General features: G+C 72.9%; 19 protein-coding genes. 5 read left to right on the top strand and 14 right to left on the bottom strand.

Features of this window, described 5'->3' with window-relative positions:
* Positions 1-21 precede the first annotated feature (21 nt).
* Positions 22-1,194, top strand: coding sequence for a PQQ-dependent sugar dehydrogenase (locus tag ACQPZK_RS06285; RefSeq protein ID WP_433537384.1), 1,173 nt, complete (start codon positions 22-24; stop codon positions 1,192-1,194).
* A gap of 61 nt (positions 1,195-1,255) precedes the next feature.
* Positions 1,256-2,827 (top strand): metallophosphoesterase, encoded by a 1,572-nt coding sequence (locus ACQPZK_RS06280; RefSeq protein ID WP_433537383.1) that lies wholly within the window; start codon positions 1,256-1,258, stop codon positions 2,825-2,827.
* 436 nt (positions 2,828-3,263) lie between these two features.
* On the opposite strand, the gene ACQPZK_RS06275 is transcribed toward ACQPZK_RS06280, so the two are convergent.
* The 6 genes from ACQPZK_RS06275 to ligA all read right to left on the bottom strand — a co-directional run bounded on the left by ACQPZK_RS06275 (position 3,264) and on the right by ligA (position 14,194).
* A complete protein-coding gene (locus tag ACQPZK_RS06275) occupies positions 3,264-5,621 on the bottom strand; it encodes a transketolase-like TK C-terminal-containing protein (RefSeq protein WP_433537382.1) in 2,358 nt (785 codons plus the stop codon).
* A gap of 123 nt (positions 5,622-5,744) precedes the next feature.
* The gene (gene gatB / locus ACQPZK_RS06270; protein WP_433537381.1) at positions 5,745-7,244 is read right to left on the bottom strand and encodes an Asp-tRNA(Asn)/Glu-tRNA(Gln) amidotransferase subunit GatB; all 1,500 of its coding nucleotides are present in this window, start codon (positions 7,242-7,244) and stop codon (positions 5,745-5,747) included.
* 13 nt (positions 7,245-7,257) lie between these two features.
* A complete protein-coding gene (gatA, locus tag ACQPZK_RS06265; RefSeq protein ID WP_433537380.1) occupies positions 7,258-8,733 on the bottom strand; it encodes an Asp-tRNA(Asn)/Glu-tRNA(Gln) amidotransferase subunit GatA in 1,476 nt (491 codons plus the stop codon).
* 76 nt (positions 8,734-8,809) lie between these two features.
* Positions 8,810-9,115, bottom strand: coding sequence for an Asp-tRNA(Asn)/Glu-tRNA(Gln) amidotransferase subunit GatC (gatC, locus tag ACQPZK_RS06260; protein WP_088991147.1), 306 nt, complete (start codon positions 9,113-9,115; stop codon positions 8,810-8,812).
* Positions 9,116-9,238: 123 nt separating this feature from the next.
* Positions 9,239-11,905, bottom strand: coding sequence for a putative bifunctional diguanylate cyclase/phosphodiesterase (locus tag ACQPZK_RS06255; protein ID WP_433537379.1), 2,667 nt, complete (start codon positions 11,903-11,905; stop codon positions 9,239-9,241).
* A gap of 153 nt (positions 11,906-12,058) precedes the next feature.
* Complete coding sequence (gene ligA, locus ACQPZK_RS06250) at positions 12,059-14,194, bottom strand: NAD-dependent DNA ligase LigA (protein ID WP_433537378.1); 2,136 nt, start codon at positions 14,192-14,194, stop codon at positions 12,059-12,061.
* A 300-nt stretch (positions 14,195-14,494) separates the two neighbouring features.
* On the opposite strand from ligA, the gene ACQPZK_RS06245 reads away from it, so the two are divergent.
* Complete coding sequence (locus ACQPZK_RS06245) at positions 14,495-15,067, top strand: type II toxin-antitoxin system PemK/MazF family toxin (RefSeq protein ID WP_433537377.1); 573 nt, start codon at positions 14,495-14,497, stop codon at positions 15,065-15,067.
* A gap of 264 nt (positions 15,068-15,331) precedes the next feature.
* On the opposite strand, the gene ACQPZK_RS06240 is transcribed toward ACQPZK_RS06245, so the two are convergent.
* The 7 genes from ACQPZK_RS06240 to ACQPZK_RS06210 all read right to left on the bottom strand — a co-directional run bounded on the left by ACQPZK_RS06240 (position 15,332) and on the right by ACQPZK_RS06210 (position 22,221).
* Entirely contained in the window at positions 15,332-16,345 is a 1,014-nt protein-coding gene (locus ACQPZK_RS06240) for an ADP-ribosylglycohydrolase family protein (protein ID WP_433537376.1), read from the bottom strand.
* Between the two features lie 28 nt (positions 16,346-16,373).
* Positions 16,374-16,739, bottom strand: coding sequence for a VOC family protein (locus tag ACQPZK_RS06235; RefSeq protein WP_433537375.1), 366 nt, complete (start codon positions 16,737-16,739; stop codon positions 16,374-16,376).
* Between the two features lie 37 nt (positions 16,740-16,776).
* Entirely contained in the window at positions 16,777-17,781 is a 1,005-nt protein-coding gene (locus ACQPZK_RS06230) for a methionine synthase (RefSeq protein ID WP_433537374.1), read from the bottom strand.
* 284 nt (positions 17,782-18,065) lie between these two features.
* Positions 18,066-19,139, bottom strand: a complete 1,074-nt coding sequence (mnmA, locus tag ACQPZK_RS06225; protein ID WP_433537373.1) for a tRNA 2-thiouridine(34) synthase MnmA — start codon at positions 19,137-19,139, stop codon at positions 18,066-18,068.
* Positions 19,140-19,460: 321 nt separating this feature from the next.
* Positions 19,461-20,636, bottom strand: a complete 1,176-nt coding sequence (locus ACQPZK_RS06220) for a cysteine desulfurase family protein (protein WP_433537372.1) — start codon at positions 20,634-20,636, stop codon at positions 19,461-19,463.
* Between the two features lie 107 nt (positions 20,637-20,743).
* Positions 20,744-21,394: a class F sortase gene (locus tag ACQPZK_RS06215; RefSeq protein WP_433537371.1), complete on the bottom strand. Its 651-nt coding sequence runs from the start codon at positions 21,392-21,394 to the stop codon at positions 20,744-20,746.
* Positions 21,391-22,221 (bottom strand): DUF4397 domain-containing protein, encoded by an 831-nt coding sequence (locus ACQPZK_RS06210; protein ID WP_433537370.1) that lies wholly within the window; start codon positions 22,219-22,221, stop codon positions 21,391-21,393. The genes ACQPZK_RS06215 and ACQPZK_RS06210 overlap by 4 nt, the downstream gene beginning before the upstream one ends.
* A 230-nt stretch (positions 22,222-22,451) precedes the next feature.
* On the opposite strand from ACQPZK_RS06210, the gene ACQPZK_RS06205 reads away from it, so the two are divergent.
* Positions 22,452-23,054, top strand: a complete 603-nt coding sequence (locus tag ACQPZK_RS06205) for an RNA polymerase sigma factor (protein WP_433537369.1) — start codon at positions 22,452-22,454, stop codon at positions 23,052-23,054.
* Positions 23,008-23,808: an anti-sigma factor gene (locus tag ACQPZK_RS06200; protein WP_433539123.1), complete on the top strand. Its 801-nt coding sequence runs from the start codon at positions 23,008-23,010 to the stop codon at positions 23,806-23,808. The genes ACQPZK_RS06205 and ACQPZK_RS06200 overlap by 47 nt, the downstream gene beginning before the upstream one ends.
* Before the next feature lie 95 nt (positions 23,809-23,903).
* Here the strand turns inward: ACQPZK_RS06200 and ACQPZK_RS06195 are convergent, their stop codons facing one another.
* Complete coding sequence (locus tag ACQPZK_RS06195; RefSeq protein ID WP_433537368.1) at positions 23,904-24,863, bottom strand: electron transfer flavoprotein subunit alpha/FixB family protein; 960 nt, start codon at positions 24,861-24,863, stop codon at positions 23,904-23,906.
* Position 24,864 lies beyond the last annotated feature (1 nt).

Genomic DNA, 24,864 nt, shown 5'->3' with positions numbered 1-24,864 from the left:
CGGCGGGCTACCCTGGGCCGAGTGAGAGCCGGTCACTCGTACCCTCGCGTCCGCCGCCTCCGGGTGGTCCTCGCGGCGTCCTGCGCGGCGCTGCTGTTCGCCTCGGGTTGCAGCTTCGGCGAGCCGGAGCCCGATCCGGCGGGCGAGCCACCCAACCTGCCGACCCCGTCGGCGTCGGCGAACCCCGGCGGCGCGGGCCAGCAGGCGGTGACCACCGTGCTGGCCAAGGGACTACGGGTGCCGTGGGCCATCGCGTTCCTGCCCGACGGCGGCGCGCTGGTCACCGAGCGGGACACTGGCCGCATCCTTCAGGTGGGCCCGGAGTCCGGCCCGGACGGGCTGCGGGTCCGGGCCGTGCAGACGATCGACGATGTGGCGGCGGCGGGTGAGGGTGGCCTGCTCGGCATCGCCGTCTCCCCCGGCTACGCCCAGGACCGGACGGTCTTCGTCTACTACACCGCCGAGCAGGACAACCGGGTCGCCCGCCTGCAACTCGGCCGGCAGCCCACCCCGATCCTCACCGGCATTCCGAAGGCGAACGTGCACAACGGCGGCGGATTGGGCTTCGGGCCGGACGGGCAGCTCTACGTCAGCACCGGTGACGCGGGTGAGCGGCCCAACGCGCAGGACACCAAGAGCCTCGGCGGCAAGATCCTGCGGATCACTCCCGACGGCAAGCCGTCGCCGGGCAACCCGTTCCCGAACTCGCCGGTGTGGTCGTTCGGCCACCGCAACGTGCAGGGTTTCGCCTGGGACGCGGCCAAGCGCATGTACGCCGTCGAGTTCGGCCAGAACACCTGGGACGAGATCAACCAGATCACCAAGGGCGGCAACTACGGCTGGCCGGAGGTCGAGGGGCGGGCCGGCGACAAGCGCTACACCGACCCGATCACGCAGTGGGCGACGTCCGACGCGTCCTGCTCCGGGCTGGCCGCGACGGACCGGCTGCTGGTCACCGGCTGCCTGCGCGGGAAGCGACTCTGGGTGATGGAGCTGACCGACACCGGCACACTGCTCGGGCAGCCGAGCGAGCTGCTGACCAACCGGTACGGGCGGCTACGCGCCGTGGCCGCCGCGCCCGACGGCTCGCTCTGGGTGAGCACCTCCAACCACGACGGGCGGGGCGATCCGGCAGCCGACGACGACCGTCTCCTGCGGGTGGTCTTCGCCGGCGGCGACGGCGGCCGCAGCTGACCTGCGTCACCTTCCGCCCAGGTTTGCCAAGATCCCCCGACGGGCAGGTCAGAATCTCAGCATGGACGGGCAACGCGACGAGCAGCACGACGACGCCGAGGGCCGGGACGACCCGGTGACCGGTGGCGAGCCGTCGCGCCCGACCCGCCGACGGATCGGTCGCCCCGGCGGGCCGGTGCGGCGCACGGGCATGATCCTCGCCGTGCTGGTGGTGGCCCTGGCCGGGGCGGCGCTCGGCGTGCTGGCCGGCGGTCGGGTGAACACCGACATCGGGCCGTTCCGGGCCAACCTCACCCTGTCGCCGGCCAGTGACGGCGGGACGACCATCGACGTGCCACCGCTGGGCGCGCTGCTGATCGACAGTCACAGCGGGCCGACGCACCTCACGGTACGACTCGGCGCGCTCGATCAGGGGCGCACCGAGGCGCTGCTCGACGACCCGGCGAGCATCAGTCGGGCCAGCCAGAGCGCCGTGGAGGACGTGCGCTCGGGGGTGATGCGGCTCGGTCTGCGTACCCTCGCCTCGGCGGTGCTGGTCACCCTCATCCTGGCCGCGTTGGTCTTCCGGGACGTGCGGCGTACGGCCTGGGCGGGCGGCCTGGCGCTGCTGGTCACCGCCGGCAGCCTCGGCACGGCCGCCGCGACGCTGCGCCCGCAGGCGATCGAGGAGCCGCGCTACGAGGGTCTGCTGGTCAACGCGCCGGCGATCGTCGGTGACGCACGCCGCATCGCCAACGACTACACCAAGTACGCCGAGCAGCTACAACGCATCGTCGGCAACGTCAGTCAGCTCTACACGACCGTGTCGGCGTTGCCGGTGCTGGACCCCGCGCCGGGCACCACCCGCGTCCTGCACGTCTCCGACATGCACCTCAACCCGACGGGCTGGCAACTGATCCGCACGGTGGTGGAGCAGTTCGGCATCGACGTCGTCATCGACACCGGCGACATCACCGACTGGGGCAGCGAGCCGGAGGCGTCGTTCGTCGGCTCGATCAGCCTGCTCAAGAAGCCGTACGTGTTCATCCGCGGCAACCACGACTCGGGCAAGACCGGCGCCGCCGTGGCGCGCCAACCGAACGCGATCGTGCTGAACAACACGACGACCACGGTCGCGGGGCTGACCATCGCCGGCATCGGCGACCCGCGTTTCACCCCGGACAAGAACACCTCACCGGCCGGCAGCGGGCTGACCCAGGAGGTCGCCGACCAGGTGATCGGGGCGGGTGAGCAGCTCGCCGCGACGATCCGCAGCTCACCCCGGCCGGTCAACATCGCCCTCGTGCACGACCCGGCGTCGGCCGGGCCGCTCGCCGGCACCTGCCCGCTGGTGCTGGCCGGCCACACGCACGCCCGGCAGGTCTCCAAGCTGCCGCAGGCACCCGGTCAGCAGCCAACCACCCTGTTCGTGGAGGGGTCCACCGGCGGGGCGGGGCTGCGCGGCCTGGAGGGTGAGAAGCCCACGCCGCTGTCGATGAGCGTGCTCTACTTCGACCAGCAGAAGATGCTCCAGGCGTACGACGACATCACCGTGGGCGGCACCGGCCAGGCCCAGGTCAACCTGGAACGCCACATCGTGCAGGACCCGAGCGCCGGCGCGCCCGCCTCGGTCACCCCCACCCCGACCCGCTGAGCGCGAGTTCCCGCTGGTCACCCGCCGACTTCGGCGGTACCCGCCCGCCTGCCCTGCCGAGCCCCAGCCCCAGCCCCAGCCCGAGCCACGAGCCGCGAGCCGCGAGCCGCGAGCCGCGAGCCGCGAGCCGCGAGCCGCGAGCCGCGAGCCGCGAGCCGCGAGCCGACGGTGCGTCCGCAGCCTTTGCTCTGCTTCAACGGAGGCAACAGTTACGTCGGGTTACCCCGCTCCCGCTGTGCGCATCGAATTTCTGCAGCTCAGCATGGTGTTGCGTATATTGAAGCAGAGCAAAGGGCGAAGAGAGCACGACGGGCAGGCCGGCGTTCCTTACTTTCAGTGGCGGCGGCAGTGCGACACGAAGACCGGAGCACGCGAACCGGCACACGCGGACCGGAGCACGCGGGAGGGCGAGCGCAGCCACCCCTTTAGGGCCCGGTCAGCGCAGGGCGAGGGCGGCCAGGGCGGCGTTGACGATGCTGCCGGGCAGCAGGTCGTGCAGCTCGTACAGGTCGGCGACGCTGCCGGACTGACCGAACTCGTCCACCCCGAGCGGCACCGCCGGGGCGCCGACCGCCGACCCGAGCCACGCCATCGCGTGTGACGCCGCGTCGTGCACGGTCACCACCGGCACCCGGTCGGCGAACGCGGAGCGCAGCGCGCCGGGCACGCTGGGCACGGTGGCCGTCCGTACGCCCTGGCGCAGGGTGCGCTGCCAGGCCCGGTAGAGCCGGTCCAGGCTGGTCACGTCCACCACGTGCGCCGCGATGCCCTCCTCGGCCAGTTCGGCGGCGGCGGCCAACGCCTCCGGCAACACGGCACCGGAGGCGGCGAGCTGCACCACCGGCGCATCGGCCAGGTGCGGGTACGCCTGGTGCGCGTCGACGAGCCGGTACGCCCCGGCGACCACCTGCCGGCGCAGCACCGCGTCACCGAGCCGGGCCCGGGCCGCCTCGAAGGGCGCCTGGTCCAGCGGACGCGTGCTGAGGCGGAAGTAGTACGCGCCGTCCTCGGCGGGGGCGGCGGTCGCGGCCGGGGTCGCCCCGCCGGCGATCTGCCCCAGCGCGTCGCAGAGCAGCCAGTCGAGGCTACCCGCGTACGCCGGCTCGACGAACGTCACCCCGGGCAGCTCCAGGCCGACCGACGCGGTGATCGTGGACTGGTGCGCGCCGCCCTCCGGGGCCAGGGTGATGCCGGACGGGGTGCCGGCCACCACGAACCGCGAGCCGGAGTACGTGCCGTAGAGGAACGCGTCGAGGCCCCGCAGCACGAACGGGTCGTAGACCGTGCCCACCGGCAGCAGCGGCTGCCCCGACAGGTCCCAGGAGAGGCCGAGCTGACCGAGCAGCAGGAACAGGTTCATCTCCGAGATGCCGAGTTCGATGTGCTGCCCGGTCGGGCTCTCGGTCCAGCGCAGCATCCGGTCCTCGGTCCAGGAACGCTGCTCGGTGGGGGCGAACACGCCGGTCTTGTTGATGAACCCGGCGAGGTTGGTGGAGGTGGCCACGTCCGGGGCGGTGGTGACCAGGTAGCGGCCGACCTCCCGGTCCCGCGCCAGGTCCACCAGCACCCGACCGAACACCTCCTGCGTGGAGATGGGCTTGTTGGCGCGTACTCCCGTGCTCTCCGGAACGGTGACCGCGAGCGCGCGCTCGCGCGGCGCGCGGGACAGCGCCTCCCGGCGGGCGCCGGCCCGGATGCCGGCCGGGGACGCCGGCTCGAGGCGGTCCCACTCGGTGTCGCGGGTCAACCCGTGCGCGTCGCGCAGCGTGTCGACCTGCTCGGTGCTGAGCAGCGCGGAATGGTTGCGCGGATTGCCGGCGATGGGCAACCCCCAACCCTTGACGGTGTACGCGAAGACGACGCTGGGCCGGTCGGTCACCGCGTCGCACTGGGCGTACGCGTCGAGCATCGCGGACAGGTCGTGCCCGCCCAGGTCGGTGACGAGCGGGCCGAGGTCGTCGTCGCTCACGCCCTCGATCAGTTCGGCGATGCCGGCCGGCGCGCCGTCCAGGAACTGCTTGCGCAGCGTGTCGCCGGCCAGCCCGAACAGCGACTGGTACTGCTCGTTCGGCATCGCGTCGATCCAGTCGCGCAGCGCCTCACCACCCGGCCGGGCGTACGCCTCGGCGAGCTTACGGCCGTACTTGACCTCCACGACGTGCCAGCCGGCGGCCTCGAACTGCCCTCGCCACTGGTTGATCCGGATGCCGGGCACCACCCGGTCCAGCGACTGCCGGTTGAAGTCGACGAGCCACATCACGTTGCCCAGGCCGGTGGTCGCGGGGTCGGCCACCGCCTCCCAGATGTTGCCCTCGTCCAGCTCGGCGTCGCCGATCAGCGCCACGAACCGGGAGTGCGGCCGGGCCCCGAAGTGCGCGTCGACGTACCGGCGGGTGGCGGCGGCGAACAGCGGGGCCGCCGCGCCCAGACCGACCGACCCGGTGGAAAAGTCCACCTCGTCGGGGTCCTTGGTGCGCGACGGGTACGACTGGAGGCCACCCCGTGCCCGTAGCCGGGGCAGGTAGGACCGGTCCAGGTTGCCCAGCAGGTACTGGATGGCGTGGAACACCGGCGAGGCGTGCGGCTTCACCGCGACCCGGTCCTCGGCGTCCAGGTGCGCGAACCACAGCGCGGTCATCGCCGTCACGAGGGACGCGCTGGACGCCTGGTGACCGCCGACCTTCACGCCGTCGCCGGTGGCCCGGTCGTGGTTGGCGGCGTCCACGATCCGGGTGGCGAGCCAGAGCACCCGCCGCTGGATCTCGTCGAGGACGTCAAGGTCGTGCTGGGTCACGGTGGCTCCATTCGGGCGTCGACGATGACGCCCTCGACGAGGGGTGCGGGGTGGCCGCGTGGTCGACAGGGGTGAGGAGAAGGCCGCCGCCGGGTCACGGCGGCGGCCTTTTCCGGGTCGTTCTCAGCCCTGGACGCCCAGGCGCTCCAGGATCAGCGTGCGGACGGCGGCGGCGTCGGCCTGACCACGGGTCGACTTCATGACCGCGCCGACCAGGGCGCCGGCCGCCGCGACCTTGCCACTGCGGATCTTGTCGGCGATGCCCGGGTTCGCGGCGATGGCCTCGTCCACGGCCGCGGTGAGCGCGCCGGTGTCCGAGACGACCTCCAGGCCCCGGCTGGTCATGATCTCGGTGGGCGAGCCCTGACCGTCGACCACGCCCTCCAGCACCGTACGGGCCAGCTTGTCGTTGAGCTTGCCGGCGTCGACCAGGCCCTGCAACTCGGCGACCTGCGCCGGCGTGGCACCCACGTCGGCCAGCTCCACGCCGGTCTCGTTGGCACGGCGGGACAGCTCACCCAGCCACCACTTGCGGGCTGCGGCCGGCGTGGTGCCGGCGGCCACGGTGGCCTCGATCAGCTCGACCGCGCCGGCGTTGAGCACCGACTGCATGTCCAGGTCGGACAGGCCCCACTGCTGCTGAAGCCGACGACGGTGCACCCGGGGCAGCTCCGGAAGGGCGGCCTTCAGCTCGGCAACCCAGGCCGGGTCCGGTGCGACCGGCACCAGGTCCGGCTCCGGGAAGTACCGGTAGTCGGTCGCCGTCTCCTTCGACCGACCCGGCGTGGTGTCGCCGGTGTCCTCGTGGAAGTGCCGGGTCTCCTGGGTGATCCGACCACCCGCGTCGAGCACCGCGGCCTGCCGCAGCATCTCCGAGCGGACCGCCCGCTCCACCGAGCGCAGCGAGTTGACGTTCTTGGTCTCGGTGCGCGTGCCCCACTCCTGCCCCGGCAGGTTGAGCGAGGTGTTCACGTCGCAGCGCAGCGAACCCTCCTCCATCCGCACGTCCGAGACGCCGAGGGTACGGATCACGTCGCGCAGCTCGGCGACGTACGCCCGGGCCACGTCGGGGGCGAGCGCGGCGGTGCCCACGACCGGCTTGGTGACGATCTCGACCAGCGGAATGCCGGCGCGGTTGTAGTCGACGAGGGACTCCGTCGCGCCGTGGATGCGCCCGGTCGCGCCGCCGACGTGCAGCGTCTTGCCGGTGTCCTCCTCCAGGTGCACCCGCTCGATCTCGATCCGGACGGTCTCGCCGTTCACCTCGACGTCCAGGTAACCGTCGACGCAGATCGGCTCGTCGTACTGGCTGATCTGGAAGTTCTTCGGCATGTCCGGGTAGAAGTAGTTCTTCCGGGCGAACCGGCACCACTCGGCGATCGAGCAGTTCAACGCCAGGCCGATCCGGATGATCGCCTCGATGGCGGCCTTGTTGGCCACCGGCAGCGACCCGGGCAGGCCCAGACACACCGGGCAGACCCGGGTGTTCGGCTCGCCACCGAAGTCGGTCGGGCAGCCGCACCACATCTTGGTGTTCGTGCCCAACTCGACGTGGGTCTCCAGGCCGATCACCGGTTCGTAGCGCGCGACGACCTCGTCGTACGCGGGCAGCGTCGTCGTCATCTGGGCTCCTGCCTCACAGTGCCGGTGGGGTGAACGTGCCGACCGCGGACTCCAGCGCGGCCGCGACCCGGTACATCCGATCGTCGGCCATCGTCGGGGCCATCACCTGCAGACCCACCGGCAGCCCCTCGGAGAGACCGCAGGGCACCGAGATGCCCGGACCGCCGTACAGGTTGGTCGGGATGGTGAACAGGTCGGCCAGGTACATCTGGTACGGGTCGGCGGTGCGCGCGCCGATCGGGAAGGCCGTGAACGGGGTGGTCGGCGAGATCAGCGCGTCGACCCGCTCGAACGCGGTCGTGAAGTCCCGCGTGATGAGCGTACGAACCTTCTGCGCCTGCCCGTAGTACGCGTCGTAGTAGCCCGACGACAGCGCGTACGTGCCGATCATGATGCGGCGCTTGACCTCGGGGCCGAAGCCGGCCTCGCGGGTCAGCGACATGACCTCCTCCAGCGACCGGTTGCCGTCGTCGCCGACCCGTAGGCCGAACCGGACACCGTCGAACCGGGCCAGGTTGGACGAGCACTCGCTCGGAGCGATGAGGTAGTACGCCGGCAGGGCGTACGCGAACGTCGGGCAGGAGATCTCGACGACCTCGGCGCCCATCTTGGTCAGCGCGTCGACCGACTCGCGGAACGCCGTCATCACGCCCGGCTCGGCGCCCTCGCCGACGAACTCGCTGACGATGCCGAGCCGTACGCCGGTCAGGTCGCCGGTCGCGCCGAGCCTCGCCGCCGCCACCACGTCCGGCACGGGCTGCGGGATCGACGTCGAGTCCATCGGGTCGTGCCCGCCGATGACCTGGTGCAGCAGGGCCGCGTCGAGCACGTTGCGGGCGCACGGGCCGGGGGTGTCCAGCGACGAGGAGAACGCCACCAGGCCGTACCGGGAGGTGCCGCCGTACGTGGGCTTCGCCCCGACGGTACCGGTGACCGCGCCGGGCTGGCGGATCGAGCCGCCGGTGTCCGAGCCGATCGCCAACGGCGCCTCGTACGCGGCCAGCGCGGCGGCGCTGCCACCACCCGAGCCGCCCGGGATGCGGCTCAGGTCCCACGGGTTGTGGGTCGGGCCGTACGCCGAGTACTCGGTGGAGGAGCCCATCGCGAACTCGTCCATGTTCGTCTTGCCCAGCATCACCGTGCCGGCGTCACGCAGCCGCTGCACGATCGTCGCGTCGTACGGCGGGCGCCAGCCCTCGAGGATCTTCGAGCCCACGGTGGTCGGCACGCCACGGGTGGCGAGCACATCCTTCACCGCGACCGGCACGCCCGCGAGCGGGCCCAGCTCCTCGCCGGCGGCCCGGCGCTCGTCCACGGCCCGGGCTGCCGCGAGCGCGCCGTCGGTGTCCACGTGCAGGAACGCGTGCACCTGGTCGTCGACCGCGCCGATCCGGTCCAGGTGCGCCTGCGTCACCTCAACGGCGGAGATCTCCCCGCCGGCGACCAGGGCGGCGATCTCCGTCGCGGTCATCTTGATCAGATCGCTCATGCCGTCACTCCGCTTCGCTCCGCGACGCCATGAGGCACCACAGCGCTGCACTGTTGATTCGCTCGCTGGCGCTCGCTCATGACGCAACGTCCTCGCTCAGAATCCGGGGTACGCGGAACCGCTGGTCCTCGGCGTCCGGCGCGCCCGACAGCGCCTCCTGCGGGGTCAGGCACGGCGTGACGACGTCCTCGCGGAAGACGTTGGTCAGCGGCACCGAGTGCGAGGTCGGCGGGATGTCCGCGGCGGCGACCTCGCCGACCTGGGCGACCGCCTGGAGGATCACGTCGAGCTGGCCGGCGAACGTGTCCAGCTCCTCCTCGGTGACGGCGAGCCGCGACAGGCGCGCCAGGTGCGCGACCTCCTCGCGGGAGATGGCGGCCATCCGTGCCCCCTTCTGATGTCCTGCTGGTCGGGCGGTGTGCCGGCCGCGCGGCGGATGCAGCGTGACGCGCGGTGACCGGAGCGAGTCTATTGTTCCGCGCCCCGCGCCGGCTGCTCGGGTGGGTCAGCGCGTCAACCGGCGGCCGGCGTCCGTCTCCGGGCCGCCGCTGGGACGCACCGGCCGGTACCGGGCCAGCCAGGTGACCAGCTCCTCGGCGGGCATCGGACGGGCGTAGAACCACCCCTGGGCCGCGTCGCAGCCGGCCGCGTGCAACATCCGCCAGGTCCGCTCGTCCTCCACACCCTCCGCGACCACCCGCAGACCCAACGCGCCCGCCAGCTCGATCGTCGAGCGGACGATCGCCGCGTCGTCGGCGTCCTCGGCCATGCCCAGCACGAACGACCGGTCCACCTTCACCTCGGACAGCGGCAGCCGGCGCAGGTGCTGCAGGGACGAGTAGCCGGTGCCGAAGTCGTCGAGCGCGATGGCCACTCCGATCTGGTGCAACCGGGTGATGGTCGCCAGCACCCGGCGCGGATCGGCCATCAGGGCGCCCTCGGTGATCTCCAGTTGCAGCCGCTCGGCCGGCACCCCGTAGCGGGCCAGCCGGTCGGCGATCTGGTCGGCGATCTCGCCGGTGTGCAGGTCGCGCACGCTGACGTTGAGTGCCGCGCGCAGCCCGATGCCGGCCGCCGACCACTTGGCGAGCTGCTCCACCACGTCGTCCACGACCCGACGGGTGAGCAGCCGCATCACCGCGCTCTGCTCGGCGACCCGGATCAGCTCCTCCGGGTCGACCATGCCCCGGCGGGGATGCCGCCAGCGCAGCAGCGCCTCGACGCCGACCACCTCGCCCGTCGCGATGGCGATCTGCGGCTGGTAGTACATGGTGATCTCACCGGCGTCGTCGACCGGCTCGCCGTCGCGTACCCACCCGGTCGGCTCGACGGCCCGCCCACCCACGGCGGAGCCGCCGTCGCGCGCCGGACGGCGGTCGCCCGCCAGCGGCGACGCGCCGCCGTTCGGCGAGCGTCGCCCGTGACCGCCGGCACGCCGGTCCCGGCTCGGACCGGGACGGGTACCGGGAATCGTCGCGCGGCTGTTGCGGCCCCGGATCGGATCGGCCCCGAGGGCGATCCGATTGATCAACTCATCGGCGTGTGCCACCTCGTCGGCCGCACGCCGACGGCGACCCCACCGCCGACCGCCGGTCACCGGCGGCGCGGCGATCACCGGCGCGGCCCCGGCCGGCAGCGCGGCGCCGTCACCGCCGCGCACCTCGGCCTCCACCGCGAGGGGTACGTCTCCCGTCCGCTCCGGTCCACCCGGCTCGGACTGCTCCGCCCCGGCGGCATGGCTCGCCTCGCCCGAGTGCTCCGCCCCGGCGGCGTGATCCGCCCCCGCGGCGTGGCTCGCCTCGTCGGCGTGATCCGTCCCCGCGGCATGGCTCGCCTCGGCGGCGCGGCTCGCCTCGGCGGCCGGCGAGCCGGATTCGAGCACCCGGCGGAGGTCGGCGAGCAGCCCGAGACGCTCGGCCGAGTTGTGGTCGGACTCCGGCGCGTACACGGCGACCGTGTCGTTGCGGTGCTTGGCGTCGTACATCGCCACGTCGGCGTGCCGCATCAGGGTGGCGAAGTCCTCGCCATGCTCGGGGAAGAGCGCGATCCCGATGGAGCCGCCGACGTCGAGCGGCAACCCGTCCAACGGCACCGGCTCGGCCAACGCCCCGACCACCCGGTCGGCCAGCTCACGCGCCTGGCTGACGTCGGACAGCCCGGTCATCACGATGGCGAACTCGTCCCCACCCAGCCGGGCGATCATCTGCGGCCGGGGCTCCACGTCCGCGAGTCGGGCGCTGACCTCGACCAGCAGCCGGTCACCCACCGCGTGCCCGAGCGCGTCGTTGACGTTCTTGAAGCGGTCCAGGTCGATCAGCAGCAGCGCCAGATGTCCGTCGGGCTCGCCCCGGGCGGTCCGCTCGGAGTGCAGGTGGACCTGCTCCGCGACCTCGGCCAGCAGCGCCTTGCGGTTGGGCAGACCGGTCAGCGGGTCGGCGGCGGCGAGGTGCTGCTGCTCGACGGTCAGCCGGGCCATCCGGTACACGGCGAAGAGCGGCACCAGCACCAGCGGGATCAGCGCCGCACTGAGCCGGGCAGCGGCGACGAGCACCGGCGCGAGCAGCAGCAGCGAGCCGGTGGAGAGCAGTTCGAAACCGACGCCCTGGCGGACGGTGGGCCACCAGCGGCCACCGAAGCGCAGCCGTACGGCCCAGCTCACCAGCCCGTAGTTCACGACGAACCAGGCCAGCGTCGCGCCGCCGACAGCCACCACGCCGGGCCAGTGCAGGCGCCCCCCGGAGAAGATGGTGCCCGGCCCGAGCTGGACGACCCCGTACGCGGCGGCGAGCGCACAGGCGTACTGGCCGACGTTGAACGCCGTCCGCCAGGCGGCGTTGCCCATCCGCCAGCCGGAGACGACCACCCCGAGGGCCTGCACCGCGACCGCCGGGCCGAGCCCCCAACCGAGCAGGATCGCGAAGGTGAAACAGGTGGACGGGAAGACCGCCGAGGTCTGCCGTCGACCGGGCGGGACGAACGGGCGCGCGTCGCAGATCACCGCGAGCGCGGCCATCGTCCAGAACGCCGCCGGCAGCCGGGACAGCTCCCCGGGAAGCGTCGTGAGTGGACCGGCGGCGGTCAGCGCCGCCACCACCAGGATGCCCACGACGAAGGTGGCGAACTGCGCCACCCGCCCAGGTGGGAGGGAGTTACGCGGGTCGGCGACCTCCATCACACCTCCCGAGGAACGGTCGACGTGTCGGTGAGCACGTCGTGACCCAATGAAACGCCCTCAGCCCCGGGTTTCCCGGTATGACAGTCACGAATCGGTAGTAGTCGTAATTAAGTTGGTATACGCGGCGGCCACCTCGGCGGCGCGCCAACGTCAGCCCTCGACTCGGGCGACCTCCCGCGCGGCGTCCGGACCCGCGTCCAGCAGCAGCCGGAACCCGTCCTCGTCCAGCACCGGCACCTTGAGGCTGGCCGCCTTGTCGGCCTTGGAACCCGGATTGTCCCCCACGACGACGAAGCTCGTCCGCTTGGAGACCGAGCCGCTGACCTTGCCGCCCCGGCTCTGCACCGCCTCGGCGGCCTGGTCCCGGGAGAAGCCGGCAAGGGTGCCGGTCACCACGACGGTCAGCCCCTCCAGCGGACGCGGGCCCTCGTCGACCGCCTCCTCGGCCATCCGTACGCCCGCGTCGGCCCACTTACGGACCACCTCGCGGTGCCAGTCCACGGCGAACCACTCCCGGATGCTGGCCGCGATGGTCGGCCCGACGCCGTCGACGGAGGACAGCTCCTCCTCGCTGGCCGCGTCGATGGCCTCCATGGAACGGAAGTGCCGGGCCAGCGCCTGGGCAGCCGTGGGACCGACGTGCCGGATGGAGAGCGCCACCAGCACCCGCCACAGGTCGCGTTCCCGGGCGACGGCCAGGTTGTCGAGCAGCTTGACCGCGTTGGTGCCGAGGCTGCCGTCCTTGTTGACGAAGAACGGCGACCGGGACAGCTGGTCCGCGTCGAGCTGGAAGAGGTCACCCTCGTCGGCGATGATCTCGGCGTCCAGCAGCGCCGACGCGCCCTTGTAACCGAGCACCTCGATGTCGAACGCGCCCCGGCCTGCGAGGTGGAACACCCGCTCGCGGAGCTGGGCCGGGCAGCTGCGGGTGTTGGGGCACCGGATGTCGACGTCGCCCTCCTTGGAGGGCGCGAGCGGGGTGCCGCAGGACGGGCAGTTCGTCGGCATGACGAACGGGCGGGCGTCGGCGGGCCGCAGGTCGACCACCGGGCCGAGCACCTCGGGAATCACGTCGCCGGCCTTGCGCAGCACCACCGTGTCACCGATCAGCACACCCTTACGCTCCACCTCGCGGGCGTTGTGCAGGGTGGCGAGCGCGACGGTGGAGCCGGCCACCCGCACCGGCTCGAGCACGGCGAACGGGGTGACCCGACCGGTACGCCCCACGTTGACGTCGATGTCGAGGAGTTTGGTGGTGACCTCCTCCGGCGGGTACTTGAAGGCGATCGCCCAGCGCGGGGCACGACTGGTCGAGCCGAGACGGCCCTGGATGGAGACCGAGTCGACCTTGACCACCACACCGTCGATCTCGTGCTCGACGTCGTGCCGGTGCTCGGCGTAGTAGGCGATGTACTCCGCAACGCCGGACAGGTCCGGAACGACCCGCCACCGGTCGCTCGTCGGCAGCCCCCACGCCTTCAGCGCCGCGTACGACTCGGACTGCGCGGTGGGCTGGAACCCGCGGCGGGCGCCGATGCCGTGCACCACGAGACGCAGCGGTCGGGAGGCGGTGACCCGGGGGTCCTTCTGCCGCAGGCTGCCGGCGGCGGCGTTGCGCGGGTTGGCGAACGGAGCGCGCCCCTGCTCGACCAGGCCCGCGTTGAGATCGGCGAACGCGGCGACCGGGAAGTAGATCTCGCCCCGGACCTCCAGCAGCTCGGGGATCGTCGAGAACTCGGCGGACGGCGTGAGCTGGCCGGGCACGTCCCGGATGCTGCGCACGTTGGCGGTGACGTCCTCGCCGGTGCGGCCGTCGCCCCGGGTGGCCGCCCGGACCAGCCGACCGGCCTCGTAGGTCAGGTTGATCGCCAGCCCGTCGACCTTCAACTCGCAGAGGTAGGGCACCGGGCCGCCGGCGTCCCGTTCGACCCGCTCGGCCCAGGCCGCCAGCTCCTCGTCGGCGAACGCGTTGTCGAGCGAGAGCATGCGCTCGGCGTGCGTGACCGGGGTGAAGTCGGTGGAGAACGTGCCACCGACCCGTTGGGTCGGCGAATCCGGCGTACGCAGCGCGGGAAACTCCTGCTCCAACGCCTCCAGCTCGCGCAGCTGCTTGTCGAACTCCGCGTCGGTGATGATCGGCGAATCCAGCACGTAGTAGCGGTACTGATGCTCGGTCAGCTCACCGCTCAGCGTGGCGTGCCGCTCCCGCGCCTGCGGCGTCGGCTCCGCCCCGGCCGCCGCCTCCTGAGCCGGGCTGACCTGCTGACCGATCTGCTCCTCGGACACCCCGCCACCTTCGGACACGCCTGCGACCTCCCTGATCACGCTACTAGGGCACGGTATCGGTCCGGACCGACAATCCGCCGCCCACCCGCCCGGTCCCGAGCTCGAGGCAGACCCGTCCCCAGGCTCCCCGCGATCTTGCACTTTCGGTTGTCGATAGGGGATGGAATGCCCGGGATGTCGCAGCAGAAAGTGCAAGATCGGCGCGGGGTGTCGCTCGGGCGGCACGGGTGCGGGGGCCTGGGGTGTTGTCGGCGGGCGGGAGGGGTTGTGACGTGCGAGGATCGCCGCACGGAGCGGCCGGTGGGCCGACCTGACACGGAGGTGGCGATGACCGAGGCGCTGCTCTGGGCGATGGTGATCCTGCTCGCGGTGGCCGCCGGTTGGGCGTGGAACAGTTGGCGACACCGGTCGGCCACACGACGCCCGACCGACCGACCCGGTCGGGGCGCCACGACCCGCGCGGGTGGCGATCGTCCCGCGCCGCCGAGACCGCGCGGCACCGATCGGCCGGGCGCGACGCCCCGCTCCCGGAACACCGATCAGGCGGCCGGGACACCGGCGGCGGGCGAGATCTGGTGGGCCGACGTGCCGTACGCCGACGGCAGCGGCTCGAAGGTCCGCCCCTGTCTGGTGCTCCGAGCCGACTCGCGGGGCGCCGACGTACTGAAGATCACGAGTCAGGACAAGAGTGACCGCGACGACCACGTCCGGATCCCCACCCGGGACTGGGACCCGGATGCCGAGCACGACAGCTACCTCAGCCTGACCGAACCGGTCCGGATCAGCTCGGCCGACTTCGCCGACCGGGCCGGCCGCTGCGACGCCGACCTGTGGCGCAAGGTCCGCAGCCTGCGCCACCTGCCGACCAGCTGATCACTGGGCCGGGCGAAGGCCACGCCGACCCACCCCTTGATCGACTCGACTTCCAGGAAGCCGGGCTGTCTACCCGTCAACAACACCCCGACTTGCAGAATCCCGAGTCGATCACCGCACTGAGGCCGCGCCAGGCCGAGCCACGCCGATCAGGCCGAGCCACGCCGGCCAGGCCGAGCCCGCGCCGACCAGGCCGAGCCCTGCCGGCCAGGCCGAGCCACGCCGATCAGGCCGAGCCACGCTGATCAGGCCGAGCCGCGCCGGTCAGTCCCAGCTCTTGCCGAGGGTGGCGAGCTGGTCGGCGTACTCGATGCGCTCGGCCCATCCGGACGGCCAGGCGGCCATGCCCGCCGCCGCGCCCACGAAGGCGCCGGCCAGGGCGGCGATCGAGTCGGAGTCGCCGGCGGTGGTCGCGCCCCGGGCCAGCGCCGACAACGGGTCGTCGGCGTGGCGTACGGCGCAGAACAGCGCGGTGACCAGCGCCTCCTCGGCCACCCAACCCTCTCCGGTGACCCGGCACGGGTCGCCGCCGTCGTCCGGCCGTACGAGCGCGTCCGTCAGTCGGCCCAGCGCCACCAGGCACTCGTCCCAGCCCCGGGCGATGAACTCCTGCGGGGTGTCGACCCCCGGGCGCTGCCACAGGTCACCCAGCCACTGTTCCCGGTAGACCAGTCGCTCGGACCGTGCCCGGTCGACGAGCAGCGCGGGCAGCTCGGGCAGCGTGGCGCCCGCGCGCAGCGCGAAGACCGCGTACGCGGTGAGTTCACTGGCGGCCAGACCGGTCGGGTGGCCGTGGGTCAGCCCGGCCTGCAACTGGGCCAGACCGGCCATCGTGTCGAGGTCGACGTCCACCAGCCCCACCGGCGTGACGCGCATGTTCGCGCCGCAGCCCTTCGAACCGGCGACTGTCGCCTCCTGCCAGCGCAGCCCCCGATCCAGGTCGGCGCAGGCGCGCAGGCAGGTCATCCCGGGGGCGCGGTTGTTGTCCGGGCTGACCGCCCAGGCCAGGAAGCGGCGTCGGAGCAGCGGCTCCACCGCCTCCGGCGTGAGCGTCGACGCCTCGTGCAACGCCCAGCCCACCGCCAGCGCCATCTGCGTGTCGTCCGTGACCAGCGCCGGATCGCCGGTCAACTCACGTGGGCCGGCCGGACCGTAGCGGCGTTCGATCTCGGCGACGGTCAGGAACTCGGTGGGCTTGCCCAGCGCGTCGCCGTAGGCGAGGCCGAAGAGCGAACCCGAGGCGCGCAGCACGGCGGTGGGGGTCACGGCGGCCATCATGCCCGGCCGCCGCAACCCCGTCGCGCGGTCAGTCCCAGCAGAGGCAGAACGGGTGGCCGACCGGATCCGCGTAGACCCGGAAGTCCCCGCCACCGCCGGGCAACCGACGGGCACCGAGCGCGAGCGCCGCCTTCTCGGCGGTCTCGATGTCGTCCACCGTCACGTCGATGTGGAACTGCTGCGGGCGCTCCGGGTCCGGCCAGGCCGGTTTACGCAGGCCGAGCGCCTGCTGGAAGGCCAGCCGCGGCTGGTGACCGGGCGGACCGCCGAGCACCACCCAGTCGTCCTCGGTGTTGCCCTCGACGAAGGGAATGCCCAGCAGCTCGGAGTAGAACGCGGCCAGCGCCCGCGGGTCGGGGCAGTCGATCACCACTGAACGTAGCTGTCCAATCATGACGGTCATCCTGCCCGCGGGGTACGACAGGAAAACCTCACTCCTCGGCGAACCGGCGGCCGGCGTCCCGGCAGGCCGCCAGCACCGCCCGGACGTACTCCGGGGTGGCGCCGGCCAGGCCACACGCCGGGGTGACCACCACCTGCTGGGCGAGCTGGCGGCGGGGAAAGCCGAGGCGGTCCCAGAGCCGGCGTACCCGGTCGGCGACCTGCCCGGAGGTCGGTGCGCCACCGGCCGACGGCGGCCGGGTCGGCGCGGCGCCGGCCAACAGTCCGAGGCCGGCGTCGATCGCCTCGCCCAGCGGATCCAGGTCGGTGACAAGGTCGAGGTCGAGGGCGACCGCGACGGCCCCGGTGGAGCGGATCAGCTCCAACGGCACGTCCGGGGCGCAGCAGTGCACGACCGTGGGTACGGCCACCGCGTCGACGACCGTGCGGAGCAGGGCTGCCGCATCGGCCGACTCCACCGCCCGGTACGCGCCCAGCCCGCTCTCGGTCGGCACCCGCCCGGCGAGCACGGTCGGCAGCGACGGCTCGTCCAGTTGCAGGAGCACCGACGCCCGGGGCAGCCGTCGCGCGACCGCCGCCACGTGGTCGCGCAGGCCTTCGGCGAGCGAGCCGGTCAGGTCGCGCACGGCGCCGGGGTCACGCAGCAGCCGGCCGCCGATCGGCAACTCCAGCGAGGCGGCCAGGGTGAACGGGCCGCCGGCCTGCACCTTGATCGGACCGGCGTACCCCTCGGCCTGCTCGGCGAGCTGGTCCAGGTCACGCTCCATCAGGTCCCGGGCTCGGCGCAGGTCACGGCCGGGGCGGGGGGCGACCCGCCAACGCCCGGTGTACAACTCGACGGGCAGCTCGACCAGCAGTCCGGCGCTGCGGCCGATCAGGTCGGCCCCCGGGCCTCGGGCCGGCAGTTCGGGCAGGTGCGGCAGGTCGGGAAGCTCGCCGAGAACCACCCGCTGGGCCTCGGCGATGTCGGTGCCGGGCAGCGAACCGATGCCGGTCGCCGCGCCGGCCGGCCAGGGCCACGCCTGATCTGTCACGGCCGAAGGCTATCCCGGCGTCCGTGCCGGCCGTGCGACGACCGTCCGACAGCCACGCCACGCCAACGACCAGCCGACGTCCACGCCGGTCACCCCGGCGCCGTACCGATCCCGCAGCCGGTCGCCGGCCAGGCCTCGTGCCGAATCCCGCAGCCAGCCGCCGGCCAGGCCTCGTGCCGATCCCCCAGCCGGTCACCGGCCAGGCCTGGTGCCGATCCCCCAGCCAGTCGCCGGCCAGGCCTCGTGCCGATCCCCCAGCCGGTCGCCGGTCTCGAGCCGCCCGCTCAGCCGGCGATCGTGGCCGAGCCGAGGACGATGTCGCCGGCCGGGTCCGGCCGGTACGCCACCAGGGCCTGACCGGCCGCGACGCCCCGGACCGGCCGGCGCAGCTCGGCCTGCAGCGCGTCGCCGTCGAGGTCGACGGTCGCCGGTACCACGTCGCCGTGCGCGCGGAGCTGCACCTCGCACTCGACCGGCGCGTCGGGGCGGGGGCCGCCGGTCCAGACCGGGCGGATGGCCCGGACCTGGGACACCTCCAGCGCCTCGGCCGGGCCGACCGTCACGGTGTTGGTCTTGGGCGTGATGGAGAGCACGTAACGCGGCCGCCCGTCGGGGGCGGGCCGGTCCAGGTGCAGGCCGCGACGCTGGCCCACCGTGTACGCGTACGCCCCGGTGTGGCTGCCGACCACCGCGCCGGTGCTCGCGTCGACGACGTCGCCGGGCGTCTCGCCGAGCCGGCCGGCGAGGAAGCCACGGGTGTCGCCGTCGGCGATGAAGCAGATGTCGTGGGAGTCCGGCTTGTCAGCCACCGCCAGGCCACGCTCGGCGGCCTCCGCGCGGACCTGCGCCTTGGTCGAGTCGCCGAGCGGGAACATCGAGCGGTCCAGCTGCTCGCGGGTGAGGACCGCCAGCACGTACGACTGGTCCTTGGCGATGTCCACGCTGCGACGCAGCAGCCCGTCGGGGCCGAGCCGGGCGTGGTGGCCGGTGACCACCGCGTCGAAGCCCAGCGCGATCGCCCGGTCCAGCACCGCCGTGAACTTGATCTTCTCGTTGCAACGGAGACACGGATTCGGCGTACGACCGGCGGCGTACTCGGCCACGAAGTCGTCCACGACGTCCTCGTGGAACCGGTCCGCCATGTCCCACACGTAGAACGGGATGCCGATCACGTCGGCGGCCCGGCGAGCGTCCCGGGAGTCCTCCAGCGTGCAGCAGCCGCGCGCCCCGGTCCGGTACGTCTGCGGGTTACGGGCCAACGCCAGGTGCACGCCGGTCACGTCGTGCCCGGCCGCCACCGCCCGCGCCGCCGCCACCGCCGAGTCAACCCCGCCCGACATCGCCGCCAGAACTCTCACCAGCCGACCCCCTTCCCCACCCACCAACCCTAACCACCACCCCGGACCGCTCCCAGCCCCCAACCCGCCCCACCGCCGCACCCCGCCCACGCCCGCCCCACTCACCCCGCCCCACTCACCCCGCTGATCATGAAGTTGTTGTCACGACACGCCGATCCGCAGGGCAACAACTTCATGATCAACACGGCCCAGCCCAGCCCGGCCCAACCCAACCCGGCCCGGCCCGGCCCGACCCGGCGCGGGCGCGGGCGCGGCGCGGCCCGGCCCGACCCGGCGCGGGCGCGGGCGCGGCGCGGCCCGGGGGCCGCGGGCGGGTACGGGTCAGCGGGGGGTACGGGGGGCGGCGGCTCGGCGGGCTCTCTCCACCGCTGCGGGGAGGGCCGCCACCAGGGCGTCGATGTCGGCCTGGGTGCTGGTGTGGCCGAGGGTGAAACGCAGCGATGAACGGGCGCGGTCGTCGTCGGCGCCCATCGCCAACAGCACGTGCGACGGCTGGGCGACGCCGGCCGAGCAGGCCGAGCCCGTCGAGCAGGCGATGCCCTGCGCGTCGAGCAGGAGCAGCAGGGCGTCGCCCTCGCAGCCGGGGAAGGAGAAGTGCGCGTTGCCGGGGAGCCGGTCGGTCGGGTCGCCGTTGTAGATCACCTCGGGCACCGCCCGGCGGACCCGCTCGATCAGGTCGTCGCGCAGGGCGGCCACCCGGGCCGCGTACTCCTGCTGGCCCTTGACCGCCGCCTCGACGGCGACCGCGAAGGCGACGATGCCGGCGGTGTCCAGCGTGCCGGAGCGGACGTCGCGCTCCTGGCCGCCGCCGTGCAGCAGGGGTACGGCTGCCACGTCCCGGCCGAGCAGGAGGGCGCCCACCCCGATCGGGCCGCCCAGCTTGTGACCGGTGACGGTCAGCGCGGAGGCCCCGCTGGCGGCGAAGTCGACCGGCACCTGGCCGACGGCCTGGATGGCGTCGGTGTGGAACGGCACACCGTGCTCGGCGGCGACGGCGGCCAGTTCGGCCACCGGCTGCACGGTACCGACCTCGTTGTTGGCCCACATCGCGGTGACCAGGGCCACCCGATCGGCGTGCGTGCGGAGCTCGGCGCGCAGGTCCTCCGGGTCGAGCCGGCCCGTGGAGTCCACCGGCAACGAGCCGACCTCGGCGTCCTCGTGCGCGGCCAGCCAGTCGACCGAGTCGAGCACGGCGTGGTGTTCGACAGCGCTGGAGATCACCCGCCGACGGTCGGCGACGGCGTCCCGGCGGGCCCAGAAGATGCCCTTGACCGCCAGGTTGTCGCTCTCCGTGCCACCGCCCGTGAAGATCACTTCGGACGGCCGCGCGCCCAGCACCGCGGCGACCCGCTCACGCGACTCCTCGACCCGACGACGGGCACGACGACCGGCCGCGTGCAGGGAGGACGCGTTGCCGACCTCGCGGGCGGTAGCGACGTACGCCTCCAGTGCCTCGTCCAGCATGGGGGTGGTAGCCGCGTGATCCAGGTAAGCCATCACCCTTCAGCGTACGGCCGACCGGCCAGCGACCTGAGGGCGGAGTGGACTCCGCGCGACGTGCCGGGGTGTGACGGCCACCCCGGCACGAAGCGGACCCGGCCCGCTCAGGCGGGCACCGCCGTGACGACGATGTTGTCGCGGTACTTGCGGGCTTTGGCGTCGAACGGCCCACCGCAGGTGATCAGGGTCAGGCGCGGCTTGCCGTCCCGGGCGAAGTAGCGGTCCAACGGAATCTTGGTCTTGGCGTACTCCTCCCGGGCGACGACCCGGTACCGCCGTGCCGTGCCGTCGCTGCCGGTCGCGGTCAGGGTGTCGCCCTGGTCCAGCTCGCGCAGCCGGTAGAACGCGCCCCTGCCCTGCGCGGCGCTGTCGACGTGCCCGGCGATGACCACCGATCCGGCGTCGGCCTCCAGCCCGGGGCCGTAGCGGTACCAGCCGATCTCGTCGACGCTCGGCGGGACCTCGAACTCGTTGGTGCGCTCGTTGATGCCGACCGCGTTGACCGTGGCGGTGACGCCGATCTCCGGGATGACGAGCCGGACCGGCGGGACGGCCTGGGCGCCGGCGGGCAGGTCACCGACCGTCACCGGCACCGACGGGACGGCCGCGGTCGGCGTGGGGCTGGCCAGCGCGGTCGCCTCCTCGGTACCGACGTTCTCGGCCGACTGCGAGTTACACGCCACCAGGGTGGCGACGGTGAGCGCGGCAGCGCCGGCGGCCAGGGCCGCCAGCGCGCCACGGTTGCGCACTGTCACCTGCGGCCGGTCCGCGCGGTCGCCATCCGCGCCCCACCACCGACCAGCAGGAGTACGCCGGCGCCGGTGAGCGCGTACCACCAGGCGCCCACGCCGGTACCCGCCTGACCACCGTCACCGCTCGGCACACCACCCGGCGCGGAGTGCAGGCCGGTGATCGTCTGGGCCACCACGTCGAGGTTCTTGCCCTCGGCGGAGCCGATCGCGTACACGATCGTCGCGGTGCCCTCGGAGAGGTTCAGGTCCGCCGGGCCGATGGCCACGGTGTCGGTGCCGGCCAGCACCACGTCCGCCTTCACCGTGCCGGCGTCCACGTCGCCCTTGGCCTCGTTCGGGTTGGTCAGACCCTTGAAGACCGGGGTTCCGCCGGCCCGTACGTCGACCTCCGGGGCGGCCGCCGTGTGCCGGACGATCAGGCGGGCCTTGCCGGCGTCGACCCTGGAGACGTCGTTCACGAACGGCGTGATCTTCGGCTTGCCGGCGGCGTCGAGGTGTGCGGCGATGCTGATGTTCGCCCCGCCCGGCACCTTGGCGTCGTCGGCCTTGAGGATCGCGCTGCCGACCGGCTCGCCGGGCTTGGTGAGGGCGATGTCGTACTCCCCCTCGGCCAGGTTCAGCGGACCGGCGACGTCGCCCGGCTTGAAGTTGTCGAGCGTCTTCCTGCCGTTGACGTAGACGTCGACCGGGGTGTCCGGGATGCCGTGCACGACGGAGACCTTCGACGTGGCGGCGTACGCGGGGGTGGCGGTGAACGCGCCGACACCGGCGAAGGCGAGCGCGGCGACCGCGCCGCCCGCGGCGGCCCGACGGAAGTACGAGAGCTGCATGTCTGCCTCCTGGTGATTGGTACTGATTCGTCAGGCTTGGCTTGCAGAACGGGTTACGCCGGCTCCGCGACGGGCGGATGCGCTCTCGATTCGTTTTCTTTTCTCGGCTCCGACCGCATCCAGGTCCCCGTCGGCGGACGAAGAGCAGGTGAGATGACTTTGACCGGGAGAGTGGGGCGAGGGCTGTGGCAGCTACAGTCGGGCATGCCCCAGCGAAGGTGGGCCGCCCCGTGACGGCGCTGCCACCGCAACCGGACCCACCGGCGGACGACCTCGCGGCCCGCTTCCGGGCCGGCGACGAGGCGGCGCTGCGTGCGGCGTACGACCGTTACGGCCGCGCCGTCCTGCACCTGGCGACCACAATGCTCGCCAACCGGGCCGACGCCGAGGACGTGACCCAGGCGACCTTCGTGGGGGCGTGGCTGGGCAGGGAGACCTTCGACCCGGCCAAGGGCTCGTTGGTCGGCTGGCTGCTCGGCATCGGCCGACGCAAGGTGATCGACCGTCTGCGCGCCTCGGCGCGGGAGACACGGGTGGTGGAGACGGTCCGGCAACTGCCCGAGCCGGCACAGACCGGGCCGGACCCGGACCGGGTGGTGGATCGGCTGGTGATCGCGGACGAGCTGGCACGCCTCCCGGACGACCAGCGACGCATGCTGGAGCTGGCCTTCTACGACGACCTGACACACCAGCAGATCGCCGCGGTGACCGGGGTGCCGCTGGGCACCGTGAAGAGTCACATCCGACGCGGCATGGCGAGCTTGAAGCGCAGATGGGAGGTGGATGGTGCAGCACCTGGAGCACGAGAGGCTGGTCTTTCTGGCGCTCGGTGAGGGCGAGACGGACGACGGGGAGCGCACCCACCTCGACACCTGCGCGCACTGCCGGTCGGAGCTGACGGCCCTGCGGCAGGTCGCGGGGCTCGGCGCGGAGACGCAGGGCCTCGGTGACCTGCCCGATCCGCCGGAGCACCTCTGGCAGGGCATCGAAGCCGAGATCCGGGCGGCCAAGGGCGGCGCGGTCAACGCGCCCGTAGCCGTGCTGACCAGCGCCGATCGGCAGCAGGTGCCGGGGCAGACCCGCGGGACGGCGACCGACACCGTCACCCGGCTGGACCCGACGCGCCGGCCGCGCCGGGGGCGCGGCTGGTCCCGTTGGGCGGCAACGGCGGTGACCGCCGTCGCCGCGGCGGCGATCGGTGTCGTGGGCACGGTCACGGTGCTGCGGCCGACGGAACCGACGCCCGCGAAGACGCCGACGGTGCTGGCCAGCGCGCCACTGGCGGCGTTCGGCTCGACGCCGAAATCGGCCCAGGGCGACGCCCGCGTCCTCCAGGGCGGCCAACTGCATCTGCATGTGGCGAATCTCCCGCGCGTGCCGGGGTACTACGAGGTCTGGCTCATCAACCCGACGACCATGGAGATGTTCTCGATCGGCACCCTCGGTGGCGACGCGGACGCTCTGCTACCCCTGCCCCCGAATGTCGACCTCAAGAGCTATTCGGTGGTCGACGTGTCCGCCGAGCAGTACGACAACAACACCCGTCACTCCGGCGACAGCCTCCTGAGGGGCACCCTGACGGGCTGATCGGCGGGCCGGCTCAGCTCCCCGGCCCGCCGATCAGCTCCCCACAGAGAAGTGGCCGCCCGTCACGACGGGCGGCCACTTTCTGCGTCACACGGTCACTTGCGCTTGCGGATCTCCTCGGCGGCCTGCGGGACGATCTTGAACAGGTCGCCCACCACACCGAAGTCGGCCAGCTCGAAGATCGGCGCCTCGCCGTCCTTGTTGACGGCGACGATCGTCTTCGAGGTCTGCATGCCGGCCCGGTGCTGGATGGCGCCGGAGATGCCCAGCGCCACGTAGAGCTGCGGGGAGACCGTCTTGCCGGTCTGGCCCACCTGGAACTGGTGCGGGTAGAAGCCGGAGTCGACGGCCGCGCGGGACGCGCCGACGGCGCCACCGAGCAGGTCGGCCAGCTCCTCGACCAGCTTGAAGTTGTCGGCGTTGCCGACGCCACGACCGCCGGAGACGACCACGCCGGCCTCGGTCAGCTCGGGGCGGGAGCCCTTCTGCTCGGCGACCCGCTCGACGACCTTGGCCAGCTTGTCGGTGTCGGTGACCGACACGGCGAGCTGCTCGATCGCCGGGGTGGCCGCCGCCGGGGCGGGGGTTACCGAGTTCGGCCGTACGGTGACCAGCGGCAGGCCCTTGGTGACCTTGGACTTGACGATGGTGGAGCCCGCGAAGGCGACCTGGGTGGCGGTGCCGTCGGCGTCCAGGCCGACCACATCGGTCAGGATGCCGTTGTCGAGCTTGACGGCGAGCCGGGCGGCGATCTCCTTGCCCTCCTGGGCGGAGGCCAGCAGCACGGCGGCCGGCTGCACCCGCTGGACCAGCTCGGCCAGCACGGTCGCCTTGGGGGCCACCAGGTAGCCGTCGATGTCGTCACCCTCGGCGGCGTAGATCTTCTCCGCGCCGTACTCGCCGAGCTTGGCGCTCAGCGCCTCGGCGGCGCCGGGGCCGCCGAGCACCACCGCGCTCGGGGTACCCAGCTCGCGGGCGAGGGTGAGCATCTCGAGAGTGACCTTCTTGACGCCGAATTCCTTGGTGGCTTCGACGACGACGAGAACCTCAGACATG

Source organism: Micromonospora sp. CA-249363, from assembly GCF_050950185.1.
In the GTDB taxonomy this organism is placed as follows: domain Bacteria; phylum Actinomycetota; class Actinomycetes; order Mycobacteriales; family Micromonosporaceae; genus Micromonospora.
The sequence above is the reverse complement of the archived record's forward strand: the minus strand, read 5'-3'. Positions and strand labels throughout refer to the sequence as shown.

Bases quoted from the DNA above. Each gene is read 5' to 3' on its own strand.
- ACQPZK_RS06280 (WP_433537383.1), top strand. From the start codon at position 1,256: ATGGACGGGCAACGCGACGAGCAGCACGACGACGCCGAGGGCCGGGAC.
- gatB (WP_433537381.1), bottom strand. From the start codon at position 7,244: ATGACGACGACGCTGCCCGCGTACGACGAGGTCGTCGCGCGCTACGAA.
- gatA (WP_433537380.1), bottom strand. From the start codon at position 8,733: ATGAGCGATCTGATCAAGATGACCGCGACGGAGATCGCCGCCCTGGTC.
- gatC (WP_088991147.1), bottom strand. From the start codon at position 9,115: ATGGCCGCCATCTCCCGCGAGGAGGTCGCGCACCTGGCGCGCCTGTCG.
- ACQPZK_RS06255 (WP_433537379.1), bottom strand. From the start codon at position 11,905: ATGGAGGTCGCCGACCCGCGTAACTCCCTCCCACCTGGGCGGGTGGCG.
- ACQPZK_RS06240 (WP_433537376.1), bottom strand. From the start codon at position 16,345: ATGATGGCCGCCGTGACCCCCACCGCCGTGCTGCGCGCCTCGGGTTCG.
- ACQPZK_RS06235 (WP_433537375.1), bottom strand. From the start codon at position 16,739: ATGATTGGACAGCTACGTTCAGTGGTGATCGACTGCCCCGACCCGCGG.
- ACQPZK_RS06220 (WP_433537372.1), bottom strand. From the start codon at position 20,636: ATGGCTTACCTGGATCACGCGGCTACCACCCCCATGCTGGACGAGGCA.
- ACQPZK_RS06210 (WP_433537370.1), bottom strand. From the start codon at position 22,221: ATGCAGCTCTCGTACTTCCGTCGGGCCGCCGCGGGCGGCGCGGTCGCC.
- ACQPZK_RS06195 (WP_433537368.1), bottom strand. From the start codon at position 24,863: ATGTCTGAGGTTCTCGTCGTCGTCGAAGCCACCAAGGAATTCGGCGTC.